Annotated in this window: 16 protein-coding genes and 1 pseudogene; 5 read left to right on the forward strand and 12 right to left on the reverse strand. The window is 44.9% G+C overall.

The window, feature by feature from the left end:
* Window positions 1-317: 317 nt before the first annotated feature.
* Window positions 318-1,406 (forward strand): ABC transporter ATP-binding protein, encoded by a 1,089-nt coding sequence (locus QUB04_RS20495; RefSeq protein WP_333287135.1) that lies wholly within the window; start codon window positions 318-320, stop codon window positions 1,404-1,406.
* 165 nt (window positions 1,407-1,571) lie between these two features.
* Here the strand turns inward: QUB04_RS20495 and QUB04_RS20500 are convergent, their stop codons facing one another.
* On the reverse strand, window positions 1,572-3,659 hold the full coding sequence (locus QUB04_RS20500; protein WP_333287137.1) for a thioredoxin domain-containing protein: 2,088 nt from the start codon (window positions 3,657-3,659) through the stop codon (window positions 1,572-1,574).
* A 284-nt stretch (window positions 3,660-3,943) separates the two neighbouring features.
* Here QUB04_RS20500 and QUB04_RS20505 point away from each other — a divergent pair, with 284 nt between their 5' ends.
* Complete coding sequence (locus QUB04_RS20505; protein ID WP_333287139.1) at window positions 3,944-5,518, forward strand: outer membrane protein assembly factor BamB family protein; 1,575 nt, start codon at window positions 3,944-3,946, stop codon at window positions 5,516-5,518.
* Here the strand turns inward: QUB04_RS20505 and QUB04_RS20510 are convergent, their stop codons facing one another.
* The 3 genes and pseudogenes from QUB04_RS20510 to QUB04_RS20520 all read right to left on the reverse strand — a co-directional run bounded on the left by QUB04_RS20510 (window position 5,519) and on the right by QUB04_RS20520 (window position 6,638).
* Window positions 5,519-5,752, reverse strand: coding sequence for a hypothetical protein (locus QUB04_RS20510; protein WP_333287141.1), 234 nt, complete (start codon window positions 5,750-5,752; stop codon window positions 5,519-5,521).
* Window positions 5,753-6,068: 316 nt separating this feature from the next.
* Window positions 6,069-6,243, reverse strand: a pseudogene (locus tag QUB04_RS32575) (DUF255 domain-containing protein); the annotation flags it as partial.
* Window positions 6,244-6,416: 173 nt separating this feature from the next.
* The gene (locus QUB04_RS20520) at window positions 6,417-6,638 is read right to left on the reverse strand and encodes a hypothetical protein (protein WP_333287145.1); all 222 of its coding nucleotides are present in this window, start codon (window positions 6,636-6,638) and stop codon (window positions 6,417-6,419) included.
* Window positions 6,639-7,776: 1,138 nt separating this feature from the next.
* Here QUB04_RS20520 and QUB04_RS20525 point away from each other — a divergent pair.
* The 3 genes from QUB04_RS20525 to QUB04_RS20535 all read left to right on the forward strand — a co-directional run bounded on the left by QUB04_RS20525 (window position 7,777) and on the right by QUB04_RS20535 (window position 11,018).
* Window positions 7,777-8,496, forward strand: a complete 720-nt coding sequence (locus QUB04_RS20525) for a PEP-CTERM sorting domain-containing protein (RefSeq protein ID WP_333287147.1) — start codon at window positions 7,777-7,779, stop codon at window positions 8,494-8,496.
* A gap of 1,022 nt (window positions 8,497-9,518) precedes the next feature.
* Window positions 9,519-10,355: a cyanoexosortase A gene (gene crtA / locus QUB04_RS20530; protein ID WP_333287148.1), complete on the forward strand. Its 837-nt coding sequence runs from the start codon at window positions 9,519-9,521 to the stop codon at window positions 10,353-10,355.
* 165 nt (window positions 10,356-10,520) lie between these two features.
* The gene (locus QUB04_RS20535; RefSeq protein WP_333287149.1) at window positions 10,521-11,018 is read left to right on the forward strand and encodes a 2TM domain-containing protein; all 498 of its coding nucleotides are present in this window, start codon (window positions 10,521-10,523) and stop codon (window positions 11,016-11,018) included.
* 189 nt (window positions 11,019-11,207) lie between these two features.
* On the opposite strand, the gene QUB04_RS20540 is transcribed toward QUB04_RS20535, so the two are convergent.
* From QUB04_RS20540 to QUB04_RS20575, 8 genes are all read right to left on the reverse strand, one after another.
* A complete protein-coding gene (locus QUB04_RS20540; protein WP_333287150.1) occupies window positions 11,208-12,290 on the reverse strand; it encodes a hypothetical protein in 1,083 nt (360 codons plus the stop codon).
* Window positions 12,291-12,515: 225 nt separating this feature from the next.
* Window positions 12,516-13,529 carry a CHAD domain-containing protein gene (locus tag QUB04_RS20545; RefSeq protein ID WP_333287151.1) on the reverse strand — a complete coding sequence of 338 codons (1,014 nt, stop codon included), beginning with the start codon at window positions 13,527-13,529 and terminating at the stop codon, window positions 12,516-12,518.
* 393 nt (window positions 13,530-13,922) lie between these two features.
* Window positions 13,923-14,261, reverse strand: coding sequence for a cytochrome c6 PetJ (gene petJ, locus QUB04_RS20550; protein WP_333142200.1), 339 nt, complete (start codon window positions 14,259-14,261; stop codon window positions 13,923-13,925).
* 125 nt (window positions 14,262-14,386) lie between these two features.
* The gene (psbV2, locus tag QUB04_RS20555; RefSeq protein WP_333287153.1) at window positions 14,387-14,887 is read right to left on the reverse strand and encodes a photosystem II cytochrome PsbV2; all 501 of its coding nucleotides are present in this window, start codon (window positions 14,885-14,887) and stop codon (window positions 14,387-14,389) included.
* A 154-nt stretch (window positions 14,888-15,041) separates the two neighbouring features.
* Window positions 15,042-15,530, reverse strand: a complete 489-nt coding sequence (psbV, locus tag QUB04_RS20560) for a photosystem II cytochrome c-550 (protein WP_190663569.1) — start codon at window positions 15,528-15,530, stop codon at window positions 15,042-15,044.
* Window positions 15,531-15,675: 145 nt separating this feature from the next.
* The gene (locus QUB04_RS20565; protein ID WP_333058460.1) at window positions 15,676-15,867 is read right to left on the reverse strand and encodes a translation initiation factor IF-2; all 192 of its coding nucleotides are present in this window, start codon (window positions 15,865-15,867) and stop codon (window positions 15,676-15,678) included.
* Between the two features lie 380 nt (window positions 15,868-16,247).
* Complete coding sequence (gene accD, locus QUB04_RS20570) at window positions 16,248-17,198, reverse strand: acetyl-CoA carboxylase, carboxyltransferase subunit beta (RefSeq protein ID WP_333287241.1); 951 nt, start codon at window positions 17,196-17,198, stop codon at window positions 16,248-16,250.
* 202 nt (window positions 17,199-17,400) lie between these two features.
* On the reverse strand, window positions 17,401-17,616 hold the full coding sequence (locus QUB04_RS20575; protein WP_333102041.1) for a hypothetical protein: 216 nt from the start codon (window positions 17,614-17,616) through the stop codon (window positions 17,401-17,403).
* Between the last annotated feature and the right edge of the window lie 34 nt (window positions 17,617-17,650).

A 17,650-nucleotide genomic window follows, 5' to 3' on the forward strand; every position in this document is an offset into this window, starting at 1 on the left:
TCACTGTTCACTGTTCACTGTTCACTGTTCACTGTTCACTGTTCACTGTTCACTGTTCACTGTTCACTGTTCACTGTCAACATCATTCCGGTGTAACCGGAAATGATATAACACAGGTTTCTGCCCGGCCTGGTGCACTTAAATTTTGAGTTGGCATTGGAGTTGCACCATCGTCAAGAACGGGCAAGATGCCCGTTCCACAAAACTTAATTTTCTTGTGGAACGGGCATCTTGCCCGTTCCTAAACAAGTAATGGAGAATGGTGCAAGATATCAGGACTCGATCTCAGATTTTTATTACTCACACATACTAACAGAATGCACGCTGTCGAAGTTTTAGAAGTTTCCAAAGTATTTAAAAGTGTCCGCAGTCAAGATTTCTTAGCTGTAGATAACATCAACCTGCAAATTTACGATCGAGAATTCTTTTCTTTACTCGGCCCTTCCGGCTGCGGCAAAACTACAACTTTGCGAATGATAGCTGGTTTTGAAATTCCCACAGCAGGCGAAATTTACATTCACGGCCAACCGATGCAAAATCGCCCGCCATTTCACCGCCCAGTAAATACGGTATTTCAAAACTATGCTTTATTTCCGCACATGACAGTAGCACAAAATGCCGCTTTTGGGTTAGAAATGGAGAATTTGCCTCAGAAAACAATTCGCGATCGCGTTGCTGAAGCCTTAGCATTAGTACAGTTAACCGAGGTAGGAAAACGCTATCCCCGCCAACTGTCAGGGGGACAGCAGCAGCGAGTAGCACTAGCAAGAGCATTAGTCAAACAGCCGTCTGTTTTGCTGTTGGATGAACCTTTAGGAGCGCTGGATTTAAAATTGCGTAAAGAGATGCAATTAGAATTAAAAAAAATGCAGCGAAAATTGGGAATTACGTTTATTTATGTAACTCACGATCAGGAAGAAGCACTAACGATGTCGGACAGAATTGCAGTGATGGATGGAGGAAAACTGCAACAAGTCGGCACGCCTGTTGATATTTATGAATATCCTAAAACGCGGTTTGTTGCTGATTTTATTGGCGACAGCAATTTTTTAAGTGGTCGAGTAGTAGAACAGCAAAACGGTAAAATAATCGTGTTGGTTGACCAGGAGTTGCCCGTGTTAGTTGCAACAGCCGAAGATATCCCCCCTGGGAAAGTTGTTACCCTGGTGTTGCGGCCCGAAAAAGCTGCTATTTATCCTGCTAATTATGATGCTGAAAATAGCTGGCCCGCAATAGTAGAAGAGGCTATTTATATTGGCACTGATACGCGCTATACGGTGCGGTTGACTGCTAAAAGTTCGATCGCCCTTCGCCGACAAAACTTGCACAGAGATGACTTGCAGCGACACCAAGTCGGCGACAGCGTTCGAGTTGCCGTGCCGCCGGAAAGTATCTGCATTTGTTGACACTCAAGCGGGCTGAAGCCACTGAGATTCTTTGGAAGATTGAGGAGCGGATTGAAGATGTACTTCCTTCCCGGTAGAAGATAATCTACTTCTTCCTTCTGCTTCCTCCTTCTTCCTTCGCGTTCTTCGCGTCTTCGCGGTTCAATAATATAGACAGTATGGGTACTAAACTCGCGTTTGACTTTGCAAAATTTCCTCCAACAGCCGCTCTTGACTTTTAGCAGGTTCCTTGCAAGTCAAACACTCGCAAACTAACCCGATAACCCCTTCAGGCAAATCAGCCTCAATCTGACACACAGCAGTCGGATAATACTGCGAAATCAACCCCGAAATCTGGTCGGGAGTCGTGCGAATCAGGGTAGAATGCTGATACAAATCGATCGCCGAAAGTAGACTCGGACAAGCTTGCGGAGCATCTTGTACAATACTGCTGAAAGCTTGCAAACCTTGTTGGGCGCGATCGAGATATTCCAAATTCGGGCCCAACAGCGCGAGGCGAACCAAAGAGGCGATCGCAATTCCATTCGCCGCCGGAGTTGCATTGTCTATATAGCTGCGTTCCCGTACCAACAAATCTCCGCTAGCATCCTTAGCAGTATTGTAATATCCTCCCAATTCCACGCTCCACAAAAACTCATCAAACTCTTCTTGCACCTGCACAGCTTTCTCCAACCAAAACTGAGAATTCGGCAACTGTTTTGCCTCTTCCCCGTTGCCTAAAGTCAAACTCGCTTGATGCAAATCCAACAAAGCTTTCACAAACAAAGCATAATCTTCCGACTGCGCGGTAACAGCAGATTGTCCGTCATAATTCAACCGCTGAAACCGCCCATCCGTCCACTGATTGTCTAAAATAAAATTAGCCGCTTTCACAGCTAATTCCAGATATTCCAAATTTCCAAAAACTGCCGCAGCGCGGGCTAAACCCGAAATCATTAAGCTATTCCAAGCCGCAATCATTTTCGTGTCAGTAACGGCGGGAATTCTACCCGGCCAACTGTCGTTTTTAGCTTCTTGATTGTTGCGGGCTGGCGGAAAGGTTTTTACAGTATCGGGATTGCCACCGTAGCGAACAGCAAAGAGTTTAGCCAAAGCCGTTTCTACCGCGTCGCTCAGTTTTCCTGGATGGCGGCGCTGCAATACATTCTTGCCTTCAAAATTGCCGTTGCGACTAACAGTAAACTGTGCTTTAATTTCGGCCAATTCCTCAGCAGTTAATAGTTGTTCCAGTTCGGCATAAGTCCAGACATAAAATGCTCCTTCTTCCGGTTCAACTTCTTCCGAAGTGTTAAAGCTGTCAGCATCCTGTGCAGCATAAAAATAACCTGTCGGCGCAATCATTTCTCGCTTCAACCATTCTACTGTCCCCGCGATCGCAGTTTCAAAAGCGGGTTCTTGTATTCCCGCGCTCCACAAATTTGCTAAATACTCAACAATTTGACCGTTGTCGTAGAGCATTTTTTCAAAGTGTGGCACAGTCCAAGTCGCATCAACCGTATAGCGGTGAAATCCGCCTCCTACATGGTCGTAAATGCCGCCCAATGCTAAGTCTAATCCGCGCTGAGTGCAGACTTGTTTGCTGTCGTATTTTGATTCAAAATTAAATCGCGTTCCCCGCAGTGCTAGCTCAGCATAAGGTATCATCGGAAAACTGGGGCCGGGGTTGCTGCCCGCAATAATTCCGGTGTTGAGTTCTAACCCTTTTTGGAAGAGTTCGCGATTTAATTCGGCGGTTACTCCTGACAGCGCAGCCGTCTGTTGGAGGTTGCCTAAAATCTCTGCTTTGAAGGCTTCTACTTTGCCTTTTTCTGTGTCGTAAAAGCGGCGAATTGCTTGCAAAACTTCTAAAAATCCCGGCCGTCCGTAGCGCGGTTCTACGGGGAAATAAGTGCCTCCGTAGAAGGGAACTCGCTCGTCTGGAGTGAGAAAAACGTTGAGCGGCCAACCGCCTTGACCGGTCATCATTTGCAAGGTTTGCATATAAATGCTGTCAATATCCGGGCGTTCTTCGCGATCGACTTTTATCGGTATAAAATGCGAATTCATGTATTGGGCGATCGCGCGATCGGAAAATGCTTCCCCTTCCATCACCGTACACCAGTGGCAGCTAGAGTAGCCAATTGACAGGAAAATCGGTTTGTTTTCGCTTCGGGCCGCTTCTAGGGCTTCGTCGCACCAAGGCCACCAGTCGATCGGATTTTCGGCGTGTTTCCGCAGGTAAAGGCTTTGGGATTGAGCAAGACGGTTGACCATAATCAAATCCACTTTAACTCGTGCTGAGTAAGCTTGTCAGTTCTATAGCAGTTTAGCGCGAGATGTTTTAGTTGAGTTGTGGCTGATAATTATGTTTTAATATTAATACCAATTAAATGTGAAGTTGCACATATCTCGATCCCCCTCGCATCCCCCTTAAGAATGGGGACTTTGAGAAGAATCTTGTCCCACCCCCTACTCCCCTTATTAAGGGGGGTTAGGGGGGATCAGATTCTACGGGGCCTCATAAAAATTTGGTATAATGCTGATTATCTCGATCTAATATGAGCTTATCATCTCGGAGAACCTTCAATCAACAGCTAGGACAATTTTTGCTGAGTGCTGCTGTTCCTCCTGCTGTTCTCAAACTGAGCCAAACTGCATCCTCGGAGCCAGCTTTATTAGAAACTAATCTTAACAATTTCCTGGCTAAAGCAGACCCAGAAATAGAATTATTAGTCCCGACCTTTTTAGGTAACGACAAGCGTCGGTTCTACGGCAGAGGTGTTCCGAAAAGCTTGAAGTTAATCGACAAATTTCAACTCGGCAGCGGCAGGACTTTTCTGGGAAGGCGGTCTGTAGTTTGGAGCGGTGCCGGTTGGACAGGACAGCCGACAATTACCAGAGACGGGGGAAAAACTTATTTAATTATAGGTGCTTATGACCACAATTTGCGAAAAATAGATATTGCTACCAATAAAGAAGTTTGGCGCTATAAGTTTGATGATATAATCAAAGGCTCCTCAACGATTTATATCGATGAAAAAGCTAGCGCGGAAAACAAAATTGTAATTTTGCAAGGCAGCCGCAGTGGCGGTGGTGGCAAAAGTGTCGTGCCGAGTTTTAGGGCAATATCTTTTAGAACTGGCAAGGAACTTTGGAAATTGGACATCAGGAGAACGCCCAGCTACAGCCGCGATAATGACAGCAGCGCTTTGGACATCGGCGGTGGCGTTTTGTTCAATGCGGGGGAAAATGCGATCGGCTATTTTCTCGATAGTTCCACAAGCAATGCAAAAATCAAACAAGGCATCAAGCAGCCAAATATCTTGTCGGAAGTACAGCTTTATGCAGCAGCAGATATCAGCAAGCACCGCGGCAACTTGGTAGCTGAATCATCCCCATCAAGGCTCAAAGATAGAATATTTATAGCGGCTGGTTCCGGTCATATTTACGGTATTAGCATTGCAACTAAAAAGATTGTTTGGGATTTTTATACTGGTTCAGATTTGGATGGAAGTGCTGTAATTTCTAAATCAGGAAAACTGTTTTGTGCCATTGAAAAACAATACATTCAGGGCAACGGCGGAGTGCTGAAGCTGAATCCCAACAAGGAACCGAATGCCAGCGTCGAATGGTTTTTGCCTACCGGAAACCGCCGACTTTCTAGCTGGGAAGGCGGGATAATTGGCTCTGTGGCGTTGAATGACGAGTACAATTCAGGGGAGTTTCCGGCGCTGTTTGCCACAAATGCACTCGACGGCAATTTGTACATCGGTTCCCAAGATATGATTACAGGTAAAAAAAATTTTGTGCCTTGGCGAAACCAGTCTTACGATACTCCGGTAATAGTATTTAAAAAAGCGATTGGTTCTTCAATTTCGACTCCGATTTTTACCGATGGCAATAAACTGATCAGTGCGGGATACAACGGTGTTTATTTGTTCAATTTGAATTGGGAACGAGCGAAGTCGGGGGATCAGAATGCTTTGAGAAATGCTAAAGGGGAGTTTTACCGTTTGAAAGTAATAGAATCGGGGAGATTTAAGCCGGGTATGTCATTTGAGGCGACGCCTGTAGTTTGGGACGGAATTGTGAGGATTTGCGCCAGGGATGGCTGGATGTATACTTTGGGTTAGTTATTGGTATTTTGTACTTCTATCGGGAACAGGCTTTCCGGCCTGTTCCACAATAAGTAGACTCTGTTGTGGAACAGGCATCTTGCCTGTTCTTAAAAGGGTGTTGAAATCCGCCAAGGCCACTACCTGCCGTTTAACTGCGGGAACAGGCTTTCCGGCCTGTTCCACAATAAGTAGACTCTGTTGTGGAACAGGCATCTTGCCTGTTCTTAAAAGAGTGTTGAAATCAGCCAAGGCCACTACCTGCCGTTTAACTGCGCTTATATCTCTCATATAAAGGATGTCAGGAATTATAGGAAACCTGTTATAGAAATCCTCGCATCATTTGTGAATTTCTTACTCCCTCCCCGCGAGTTCGGGGAGGGTTGGGGTGGGGTAAAAAATTTACGACTTATTTAGGATTAATCTAGCAGCAGTACACGGGCTTGATTGGTCGCTGTTGATTTTACGAAGGTCGGGCTGGGAATGTCGATCGAACTGAAGGGGAAGAGTACGAAAAAGCGTTTGGGCGGTGGCGGTTGAAGAAACAGGTGGGAGAGTGAAAAGCGCTTTTTATCGGTATAAGGTGCGAATTCATGTATTGGACGATCGCCCGATCGCAAAATGCTTCCCCTTCCATCACCCTACACCAGTGGCAGCTAGAGTAGCGAATTGACAGAAAAATCGGTTTATTCTCCCTCCGGGCCCTTTCTGAGGCAGCGATCGCACCAGGCCCACCAGTCGATCGGATTTTCGGCGTGTTTTCGGTTTTGCTGGCTAAGCTTGTCATATTATGTCCGGTCGATTACCCCTAATACGGTAGGGGCGGGTTCACCAACAATACCTGCCCATAATTGACAATCTCAAAAACCCGCCCCTTGTATCTTAAAAGAGTGAGGACGGTCGATCGCCATATCAATCAGGCGATCGCTGATAATTTAGATGTCAAATGAGTCGATCGTCTCGGAGAAGCTTCAATCAACGGCTGGGACAATTTTTGCTGACTGCGACGGTTCCTCCTGCTGTCCTCAAACAGCGCCAAACTGAATCTGGGAATTGACGGAGTGAGAAATCCGCTGAAACCTTGATATTTAGAGGGTTTAGGCTGTTGAACCTCCCTCAAGAGAGTAGTAATTATCACAAGTTTATTGACCATTTTGATGGTAGCGAACGCGAACGATCGTGATTAGACCTTGTAGAAAGTCTAAACAGTAGCGATCGCACGCACACATTGTTTTGATGACAAGCTACTCAAACCCTTACAGCGTCAAGTATTTCTACTTGCTTATCACCCGTTACATCTGGGCATCAAGCTTTTTGGGGAAAATAATATTAACCCATTTTTAGCGAAAGCAGACCCAGAAATAGAATTATTAGTCCCAACATTTGTAGATAACGACCACCGCGCCTTCCACGGTAGACGCAGGGCAGTTTCATTCTCTTGTCGGGGCAGCCTCCCGTGGTTGCCCCAATCCCACCAAAGGCCTAACAAATCCTGTATGGGTCGGCATTCTTGGCACGACAAGAGTCAAAAGGCTGGTTTTCCTGCGAATGAAACAGCCCTGACGGTAGAGGCGTTCCGCAAACTATGTCGCAGAAAGTCGAGTCGTCCTTTTACTCGGTCAAAGTTCCAGCGTCACAGATAATAACGAGCACCGAAACCATTGGTCTCTAAATTGAGATGTTGCACCATGATCGATAAGCCTGTTTTGGGCGGCCTCTCCTGCCCACCCCCTACTCCCCACAAGAAAACTCATTCTTTGTGGAACGGGCCCGAGAGTGCGTTCTTGGTAATGGTGCAACATATAAGTCTAAATAGCGCTTGTTGCTGAATCCGAAAGCGAGAATCGACGCACCGAATATGATCCAAGATTTTGTCCTGAGTTATAGCCCACAGTCCGCAGCTTCCACTGTCACTATCGGTTTTTACCTATTTTTACCCACCCATCAACCTCTCACTTAAACTTTTATACCGTACATTCACGGATCAAAAACTTTTTAAGGGCATAATTTACAGCTTTAAAAGAGTTTTATCAGTAATTATGCTGTGTGACACCCCTGTTTAGGGAGCTGAGTTATAGCTTTTTAAAAGAGAGAAAACTCAGGAATAAAATCCGGGTGGGAGCACCCCTATTATTTGATGCACGCGATAGGAAATAGCTAGCTAGAACTCATCAATTTAGGCATTTTGCCTAAATCCCATCAGCTTATTCCCAATCTTCATCGAATCTTTATCAAAACTACTTGCATTAACTTGGGCTTTGCTTTAGATTGAATATGTGAAGGAAAAAAACCTGCTTCCAGTCAACATAAAAATAAAGGTGTCAACCATGAAATCCCCATTAAACTTAGTCAAATCTATTTTAGCTGTTGCCGGTATCGCCGCTGTTAGTGCAGTATCCGCAGCACCTGCCTCCGCCTTCAGCTTTGGTAATATCACTGGTGGCGATACGTATGGAGATGCCTATCAAAACAGCTTCTCATTTAACGTAATTGACGATGGTGGTACATCAGTTCTTTTTAACATCTTCAACTCGGGAAATGCGGCAGTCCCTGATATGTTTATCGGTAAAGTTCTCTTTGATGATAATGGCTATCTGTCTAATGCCGTGGCTAACCAGGGTAACATTGGTCAGGTATCCTTTACGGGTGGTCTTAGTAACGATCAATTGCCTCAAGGTGGTACTGGCTTCACCACAGACTATGCCTTCACAAGGGATGAGGGTCGTGGTAATAGATTGGCTGTCCAAGGTAGCGAAATGTTCGGAGTGAAGTTTACTGGAAATTATGCTAGCGTAGTTTCCGCTTTGAATGCAGGTAGTTTAAGATTAGGGTTGCACGTCCAGGGTATTGGTCGTCAGGACTATAGCGATGCTTACATGAGCACTAGCAACACTGAAGCTACTCCTGAACCTTTAACAATGCTTGCTGCTGCAGCCGCTGTTGGGTTTGGTGCTAAGTTCAAAAAGCAACGCGCTCAAGCTCAAAAAGCTGAATAGGCGATCGTTTGAACTGGTTTTCGATTCTGGCTTGATGCCACACTGATTATTTTATGTTCGAGCTAAAAACCTGGTTTCACCAAGAAACCAGGTTTTTTAGTATTTGATAGCGCGCCACAGTGAAAATCGCGGACTTGGAAGCCTATCTCAAGCGAGCATCTCATATTTGTAAAAACACTTCTTCTGGCTCCTTCCTCCTGGCTCCTGGCTCCGGGTTCCAATTTCTAGCGGAGGGCTGCTTTCATTGAGATGCTGCCGTCAAATCCCCCCTAGACAGCGCATTTAAGAACTACCGTAAGGCTGTTTCTGAAGAATTTCCGCTCTATAGCAATCCTTGCAGGAATTGTAAATTTTTTACCGCACCCCAACCCTCCCCGAAGCCGCTCTGAGGAAGAAATTCACAAATGATTTAGGATTGCTATAAAGACACGCTCGATTCTTGAAAAGCAGATAATCACCATTGAGAATGGCTCCAACTCTAACTCGCTCAGCCGTATTTACTCGAACCTCAGTGTCACACCATGCGCGGTGCCAATTGCGTCTAGTCTCAAGAAATCCAAGCCTCCTTGAGGCTACTTATTTTTAATTTTTGTTGATTCACTCGCTTTTTAGTCTTTGCTTACAGGGGCCAAGTAAGCAAGTGCTCGGCACCCAACCAATCATTTCGAGTAGCAGTCTTTTCAGTATGTGTCCTAATGCTGAGCTATGCGTTGCCTCTGAGTCTCACCATCCATCAAATTCCAGAGTGTCTACTAACCTCATCTCAAAGATTTACAGCCCTTAAAATCCTCCGAGTCCTTTCCGTAGGAGGGGTTCAAGCTACTGAGTTGTCCACCTCCCCTACTATTTTTATGATATGATCTAAGAATAGTCTGGACTGTTTTTAGTTCGTAGTCTGAAACCCTCGATTTTCCGTGGGTACTTTGATTGCCGAATCGCCTTGCAACCCTTATTCTACGGTTGACTATCAAAAACTGTCCGCAGTATGGCTCTCATCAATCAACTAATAACTAATATCTAAAATGTTCAAGAGAAAACTTTTTTGGCTCATCATTATCGCCACAGCTTTAGTAACCCTGAATATGACACTCCTGTGGAAATTCGACGATGTTGCTCATTTTTGGATGAGTATAGTTTTTTGGTGTGCTGTGGGTTCCCTGCTTTGGGACAACCAGGATATTCTCAAACAGAGTGATATAAAAAGTGACCTATTATCGATAGTCGCTGGGACGCTATTAATAGCTTTTATTTTATTTCAAAGTGCTGGGGTTTCCAGTAAATCCGATCCTTTTTTAAGACTGGCACCTTTTTTGTCGGGTTTAGGTTTGAGCCTGCTTGCAGTAGGTTATCAGAACTTAAAACTATATTGGCGTGAATTGGTAATACTATTTTTTCATGGCACCCCCAGTGTCATTACGTTACCTTTAGTGGATTTTGTTACCTCGCTTACTGCTAAGACTGCTTATTATTCTTTGTGGTATGTCGGTTTTAATGTAACACGTGACGGTAATTATGTTGCTTTACCGACAGGAAGGGTGTTGGTAAATGGGGGTTGTTCGGGTATAGAGGCAATGAATTACTTATTAGGTTTAGCTGTAGTTTGTTTGGTGATGTTTCCTACTAAACAAAATAAGGCTTTGGTAATAGGTGTCGCTGTCCTTTTTGGTTTTATTATTAATGTTTTTCGAGTGGCGGGAATGGCATTGTTAGTGGCATCTAAGCGCCTAGATTTGTTTAAATATTGGCATGAGGGTGAAGGTTCTTTAGTGGTGGGGATGATTGCGGTGATTTTGTTTGGGATATTTTATCAATTTATGTTGAAACGAGATAGCCAACTTAGTCAAAGTTCGGGAAATTAATTAGTTGCAACTTGGGGAAATATATCGGTTCTTCGATTTCCCCTCCCATAGTCAGAAGTCTCACTCAAATGTCCGGGTGTTGAAATCCGCCAATGTCACTACCTGTCCTTTAACTGCGTCTCTATCTATCATAGAAAGGATGTCAGGAATTATAGGAAACCTCTTATGGCGACAAATGAAACTCAAATAAATCAAATTTACGGTTCAGAGGATGCTCAGGGTATTTTACAGCTTGCGATCGCACGCCGACAGGATGAAGGGGAATTATCCAGAGTGCAGCTTTTCGAGATTGCAGCGGAATTGGGCATTTCCGAACAGGATATTGTAGCGGCGGAACAGCAATGGTTAGCAACTAGAGGAGAAGTTCAAGAAAAGCTGGTTTTTAACACTTACCGTCGTCGCAAATTGCAGAAAAATGTGACCAAGTACGGCATTATCAATACTTTTTTAGTTTTGTTTAATCTAGCAGGTTCGCACGAGCTTTCTTGGTCACTGTTCATTTTACTAACGTGGGGATTGGGATTGTCGCTAAATGCTTGGAATGTTTATCAAACTGAAGGGGAAGATTACGAAAAAGCGTTTCAGCGGTGGCGGTTGAAGAAACAAGTCGGAGAGTCTATTGGTACTGCGACGAATAAGTTTATGAAGTGGTTGCAGTCGTGATTTTCTATTAAGAAAAAAGCGAGCGCTTTTTCTTCTAATCAACTACCGCTAATACAAATAACTAGCCAACTCTAACACTTATGCCGGAGAGAAATCGGACAAATGATTAATAACTCCTGTATTTTTCTCCGATATTTAAATTAACTCCTATATTCTTAGCCACCATTATCTCGGAATTTTTCTACATCATTAGTTGGTACTTTTGGCAATTATTTCCAAAATCCTGAGAACAAAATTGTGAGGCAGTAGCTGATCAAAAGCAGCGCGAGATTTCCGGCAGGCCTCAGCAAAATCATCATCCGAAAGTTTATCGTGAAAAGCTTGGATATAATCTCCAATCCGATGGACTTCCGAAAAAGGAACGATCACGCAAAAATCTTCCCATTTCATACCTCTCAACTCCGGTAACGATTTATTGGTATCAATGAAAACCGGAATTCTCCCTGCTGACATCACCTCCCCGAGATGGTAACAGCCATTATCGTCTCCCCTCATCGCCAAGATATAAGCATTATTCTCGATATTTTCGATATACTCGGCTCTTTGGCGGTTTCTTTCTTCCACGGGAAGACTAAAAAAATCTCCCTTTCTTTCAATCAAAGATATTTGTAGATTTTTAGCTTTTCGCACTTCATTAATTATTTTTTTTCTGACTAATCGTGCAATCAACCTTCGCCTTCCCAAATCCAAATTACGATTAACAAAAAGGTTGCCTGCCATCCAGTTAACCAGAGAATCCGAAAATTTAATATAACGTAGTATCAACGTATTTAGTCGGGATGGATATTCAACATTTCCCACAAAACCGACAGTAGGTATTGATGGTTTTGGCATATTTACCTTCTCTCCCAGGTCATAAAGCCATGGGGGTGTGGGTATGGATTTTTCTTTTTTATCACGGTAAGTTGCCGAGGCAAACAAGATTTCTCCTGGATAAGCCTGACACTCCAAACAGTTTGCAAAGGTGACGAGCGTCCTTTTTGATCCTAATACTTGGCGCCGGAATTTATGTAATTCAGATTCCTTATGAAGGCCATAATAACTTGAAATAAAATGTGGAGTTACCACAATCTTGCCTGCATCTGCCAAGTCTGTAAATCGGTGAATCTTGACTAGCTCCGGTAATTTATCCCTGAGCCAATTCCAAAACTGTAACTGTGGATTAGTGTCCGGCGGGCTGAGGTGCATTAGCAGTGGGACTGGGCGTACCCCAGGAAGTAGTAAATCTTCAGTGATCCATATTTCCAGAGGTTTGTTAAGTTGGTCACTCATTTTTTTATTCAGAGTAAATATTTGTTTAGTTTCAACCCAAATCTTGACAGGCGGGGGACTCTCCCCGCCGCCACTGAATTTTAACATAGGCAATCAAAATTTTAAGAGCAGGGGGTAGGGTACCGCTAGTATAGAGCGTCTTACGTTTAATTAGAACGAGCTACTTCTGTGTTGCTTGCAGTTGCACCCAAAGTGCGCCCAAGTTTAACTGCAAACCCACTAAAATTACTGCGACGAATCTTGCTTAGCCGCATCTTCAACCACAGGATGAATTAAAGCAGATCGGAAACCTTGCCGCATTTCCGAATTCAAATACCTGCGCTGCAAAACCTGCCATTTTTGCCAAGCTGCGTAGCGATTTTCGGCCAACAAACCAGCCAACTTCGGCAACTCTTTTTTCAGATCGCGATCGACAAAATCTGTCAGAAACTCGCCTAAAACTTCACTGTCTTGAATATCGCCCAAACATTCCTGAATAGCTTTCACATCTTCGACATAAACTTCGTAAGTCTCGCTGTAAAAATTCCCAAACAGATTCATCAAATAGCGAACCCGCTTAGCTTGCTTCCGCAAATCGTGCAGAATAGTTCCCTCGGCTGCTAACTTCTCTTCGACAGCCTCAGCATTTAAATCATCAGCAACTTTAACTTTGCCATCTTCATATTTTGTACCCAGCAACCAAGCAGGATGTAGGAAAAACTCGCTGACTTGGGGTAACAGTAAATCTGGCAAAACCTCAGCAATTGGCAAATGTTCGATCGCCTGAAACTTCGGTTTTTCCAGCCAATCCTCGATCGACTGCTTCAGCGATTCGTAGGTTTTGTGCTCTAAAATCGCCCTCACCTCTTTCAAAGCCCGGTGTCGCTGTTTGAGCAAAGTCAACAAAGCTTTATCCAAAACTTTCTGTTCTTGAGTCGGCAAATTCGGGTAATAGCGGTTTTGGAGACTTTCGAGCATCACATCCAAATCCCTGAGCGTTCCCAGAATCCGCCCCACCTTACCAATTTTGCCTTCAGAAGCCTCTTTTGGCCAATCTAAAACCGGAGCAAAACCCGTCACAGCCGATCGCAAACGTCTCAATCCCACGCGCATTTGATGAAGTTCTTCCGCGTCTTTGTCTTTGAGAACTTCAGCCTCGTGCGCTACACTTTTGCGGAAATATTTCTCAATCGCCCCAGATGCAGCGTCTCCGAGAGTTTTAACTGGAGTTTTAACTTTTGCTGATGTTTTTACGTTCATGGCAGGTGTAGACTCCACTTTCCTGATTGATTTTAATTTTGATTTCAAGGCTTTGCTAATAAGGGGTTATATCCTAGCACACACTTTTAATTTAGGGAGCGCAGCCACAATAAATCTTAATATAAAGTGCTTGACAATTTCTCCAAAATCAGCATTGAGCAATCTAAAATCTTCATTCTTCAATCTAAAATCTAAAATCTAAAATCTAAAATAGAATTACCCTCCCTCGCCCTTGAGCTAATAAAAATCGGATTTCTGGCGCGCTTTCCCAAATAGGTTAAGATCGCTGCAAACCGATGTTTATTCGCCAAAGGGTGAGAGAGGGTGCGATCGGGAGGACAAGTTTTAAATTAAATCAAACCCGCCCAGGCTGCCCGACTTCAAAGAGGCAGTTTAGCCTTTCCAGTCTTTCTCAGATTGCTCGAGCACGTAGGTTGCTACATCCTCGATTTGTTCGGGCTTCAAGCGGCCGGCGAAAGCAGGCATAGCATTTTTGCCCTTAGTTACCTGAGTGGTAATAGCTTCGAGAGAATTCATACCGTACTTCTCAAGAGCAGTCTTTTTCAAGGTTTTCATGGCCATAACCACGTTGCCGCCACCGATGTGACAAGCAGCACAGTTCGAGCTAAAGATTTTAGCTCCTTTAACCGCATCACCTGCCAAAGCAGGGCGACCAAAGCCGACGGTAAAAATTGCGAACGCTAATAGGGCGATCGATAAGAGTCTTTTCAACGCAGTTCTCCTCTAATGGACACGCAAAGGGTGATTCTTTAGATATTTTACCTGTTAAAACAGGCGCGATCGCGCAGTCGTATCGCCTTCTTCCGAGTAATTTACCACTTTTTGGCAGTGGCAGTTCAACTCTCAAAATTCTCCACGCCCCAGCCCGGAGCTTTCTGAGCAGCCCGGATCACAAAAGCCGCTAAATTTTCAATCTCAGCCTGTGGCATCCAGCTTTCCGGCACTTGGCGGCACCAAAAAGTCTCCTCTGTACCGTCATAAGTCATGGGTTCTCTCAGATACGCCACCAGACTATTGATATTGTTGCGGGGAGGGGTTGCCCCCTTGAGGTCAGCCAAAGACAGAGATATCGTCGGATCAGGCAAATTAGCTCCTCCGACATGACAATTCAGGCAACTTTGCTCGAACAACACCTTGCCCGCAGACAAATCCTGAGCCGAAAACAAGCGAGTATGTCCCTCAGAGTCCAACTCCAAAGCCACAGGTTCGCTGGCTTGTAAATACCTATTCACGTAAGAATCGGCAGCAGCCAAAACAGGTTGAGGAGCCAACAGCACGATCGGCAAAATAATTAACATCCCCAACAGAAAGCAGACAAAAGCACCACGACGCAGCATGAGGGACTACAACCTTTTGCGAGAATCAATGAGCCGGAGGTAAATTTTAGATTTCAGATTTTAGAGCGAAAAACGACCAGCCAGCAATTATTGCCGATTTTCAGCCCTCTCCCAATCCAAAATCCAAAATCTAAAATCTAAAATCTAAAATCGATTAGCGAGCGCCTTTGCCACCAGCCCACTGCTTGGAGACAATTTTCGGCTGCAACAGAATGTGACCGGCAATCGCGTACAAATCGTCATCCGAGAGATTTCTCATCTCAGCGAAAATATCCGCGCTCTTCATGCTCGGATGCAGTTCCGAAATTTCCTCAAACCCGTCATAAGTGGTGGGATTTTTCATAAAGTCCACCAGCGACTCAATATTATTCCGGGGCGGGTTGGCCAAAGCCAGAGTTTCCGGGCTCAAATTCACGTTCGGGTCAGTTTTGGTCATGCCCGCAGCGTGACATTGAGCGCAAGCCGAATTGAACAGGCGTTTGCCTTGCTCAACTTGTTTGAGGCTCAGCACCACTGGAGTACCCTTGTCATTCAAAGGCAGAGTGCGAAGTTCAGGACTCAGTTCGATAGCCATCGCACTGCTGACAAATAACTGAAATGTCAAGAATACAGCGGTCAGAGCAATGAAATATCTTTTAAGCATGGTTCTCCTTAAAAAAATCCGGCAAATTATTGAACGCTAAGAGATCATACCTGGCAAACAGATTTGTGTTCAAAATTCCCTGAGTCTGCAACAACTGGCGAAAGTTTGTGCAGCCATACCTTTAAAGGTAGAGGAATTTTGCGATCTAATCTGCAAGAAGTTTTGAGTCGCGCCTTTTTTCGAGAGTGGACATAATTGCCTTAACATCCTCCAAAGCCAAACGGGTTTGAGGGTGCTTGTAGGCAATTTCCAACTCGTCGCACAAGCGGATCACTTCTTCCACAGGGACGTTGAAGTCCTCTGCTATTTCTGCGATGGACAGGTCTGCAAAACCCATAATTTTTAGGTCGCTGACAGGTCAAAATTGAGTTGACGGCTATTAACTGAAAGCCGGACAATTTTAGAAAGCGCTGTTAGCTTGTTCTGTTAGTTTGTTCTGAGATTTTGTTCGATCGCAAGCTAACTAACCGCTAACTGCGACTAGGCATTTTTGCCCAGCCTAACTTCAGGGCCAATCAACTTCCGATCAATATCATCCCACTGCTGGGTCGTTATTACCAATAGGACTTGCGCGCTCTGGGATCAAAACCCGGTGTCTGCGTGAACGTTTCGTTACCAAACTAAATATTTTTGGTAGAAGCCGGGTTTTTCGCAATTCCTCAGAAATTTCCCTCTGTGCCCCGCACTCACCAACAGACAATCCTCCGGCGCAGCAGCTTAGGGAGAAAGTTTGAAAGCGTGAGTCTGCGGGGGCAAAGCGTGACTGTCACTGGCTTCGAGGGCGGGGAATTCCGAGTCAGCCAAGAAAGGCTGGGGCTGGTGGAGGCTGATGAGCTGACCGAGAGTTTTCTTTAATTGAGTCCGGGGTACGATCAAGTCTACAAAACCGTGGGCGAAGGAGTATTCGGAAGTTTGATAATTTTCCGGCAGCTTTTCCCGCAGAGTTTGTTCGATTACTCGGCCGCCCGTAAAGGCTACAGTAGCTTTTGGCTCTGCAATTATAATGTCTCCCAGCATGGCAAAACTGGCGGTGACGCCACCGGTGGTCGGGTGGGTCAAAATCGGGATGTAAAGCAGTCTCGCTTCCCGGTGGCGTTCTAGAGCCCCGGAAATTTTAGCCATTTGCATCAAGCTGAGCATTCCTTCTTGCATTCTTGCACCGCCGGAAGCGCAGACAATGATCACTGACAAGCGTTCCCGCGTGGCGTGTTCGATGAGGCGAGTCAGCTTTTCTCCGACTACTGAGCCCATGCTGCCGCCGATGAACTGAAATTCCATGACTCCGAGGGCGACTGGCAAATTTTCGAGTTTGCCGATGCCTGTTTCTACGGCGTCTAGGTGGCCTGTTTTTTCTTGAAATTCTCGGAGTCGATCGCTATATTTTTTTCGATCGCGAAATTTCAGGGGATCGGTGGCGTGCAGTCCTTCGTTAATGGGTACCCACGTATTGGGATCGATCAACTGCTCGATGCGATCGTCACTGTAAACTCTGATATGATGCCCGCATTCCAAGCAAACCATTTGATTTGCTCGCAGGTCTTTGGTATAACTCAGGGCATCGCAAGCTTCGCATTTATTCCAAAGTCCGTCCGCAATTTCTCGTTCCGGCCGTTCTTGGGAGTTCGGTACTGATTTTCGTCGATTTGCAAACCAATCAAATAGAGACATTAAAACTTGGTATTTGTTAACTGTTGACTGTTGACTGTTGACTGTTGACTGTTGACTGTTGACTGTTGACTGTTGACTGTTGACTGTTGACTGTTGGCTGTTGACTGTTGTTATTTGTGAGTTGTTAGCTGCTACCAATAACTAATAACTAATAACTAATAACCAATAACCCATAACAACAGACAATAAACAACAGACTTGACTACTGACTATTGTCCTCTTCAACTGGACTGATGAGGAGCCATGCTGTTCGCTGGTGTTGTGGAAGAACTTGCAGGGCTGTAGCACTTCCAGCCCCGAAATAAGATGCTATGCCCAAGTCTACAATCCGGGCCGGGATTTCATGAGCAGCTAGGAGCTGCTGCATTAATTCCGCTTCCCAACGAAAGCTAGTAGTTGTAAGTGTAATCCAAGACACGGAACAATTTTACCAATTTTTGAGACAATATTAT

The organism is Microcoleus sp. D2_18a_B4, assembly GCF_036702475.1.
In the GTDB taxonomy this organism is placed as follows: domain Bacteria; phylum Cyanobacteriota; class Cyanobacteriia; order Cyanobacteriales; family Microcoleaceae; genus Microcoleus.

Bases quoted from the DNA above. Each gene is read 5' to 3' on its own strand.
- QUB04_RS20500 (WP_333287137.1), bottom strand. From the start codon at position 3,659: ATGGTCAACCGTCTTGCTCAATCCCAAAGCCTTTACCTGCGGAAACAC.
- QUB04_RS20505 (WP_333287139.1), top strand. From the start codon at position 3,944: ATGAGCTTATCATCTCGGAGAACCTTCAATCAACAGCTAGGACAATTT.
- psbV (WP_190663569.1), bottom strand. From the start codon at position 15,530: ATGCTTAAAAGATATTTCATTGCTCTGACCGCTGTATTCTTGACATTT.
- accD (WP_333287241.1), bottom strand. From the start codon at position 17,198: ATGTCTCTATTTGATTGGTTTGCAAATCGACGAAAATCAGTACCGAAC.
- QUB04_RS20495 (WP_333287135.1), top strand. From the start codon at position 318: ATGCACGCTGTCGAAGTTTTAGAAGTTTCCAAAGTATTTAAAAGTGTC.
- psbV2 (WP_333287153.1), bottom strand. From the start codon at position 14,887: ATGCTGCGTCGTGGTGCTTTTGTCTGCTTTCTGTTGGGGATGTTAATT.
- QUB04_RS20565 (WP_333058460.1), bottom strand. From the start codon at position 15,867: ATGGGTTTTGCAGACCTGTCCATCGCAGAAATAGCAGAGGACTTCAAC.
- QUB04_RS20535 (WP_333287149.1), top strand. From the start codon at position 10,521: ATGGCGACAAATGAAACTCAAATAAATCAAATTTACGGTTCAGAGGAT.
- crtA (WP_333287148.1), top strand. From the start codon at position 9,519: ATGTTCAAGAGAAAACTTTTTTGGCTCATCATTATCGCCACAGCTTTA.
- QUB04_RS20545 (WP_333287151.1), bottom strand. From the start codon at position 13,529: ATGAACGTAAAAACATCAGCAAAAGTTAAAACTCCAGTTAAAACTCTC.
- QUB04_RS20540 (WP_333287150.1), bottom strand. From the start codon at position 12,290: ATGAGTGACCAACTTAACAAACCTCTGGAAATATGGATCACTGAAGAT.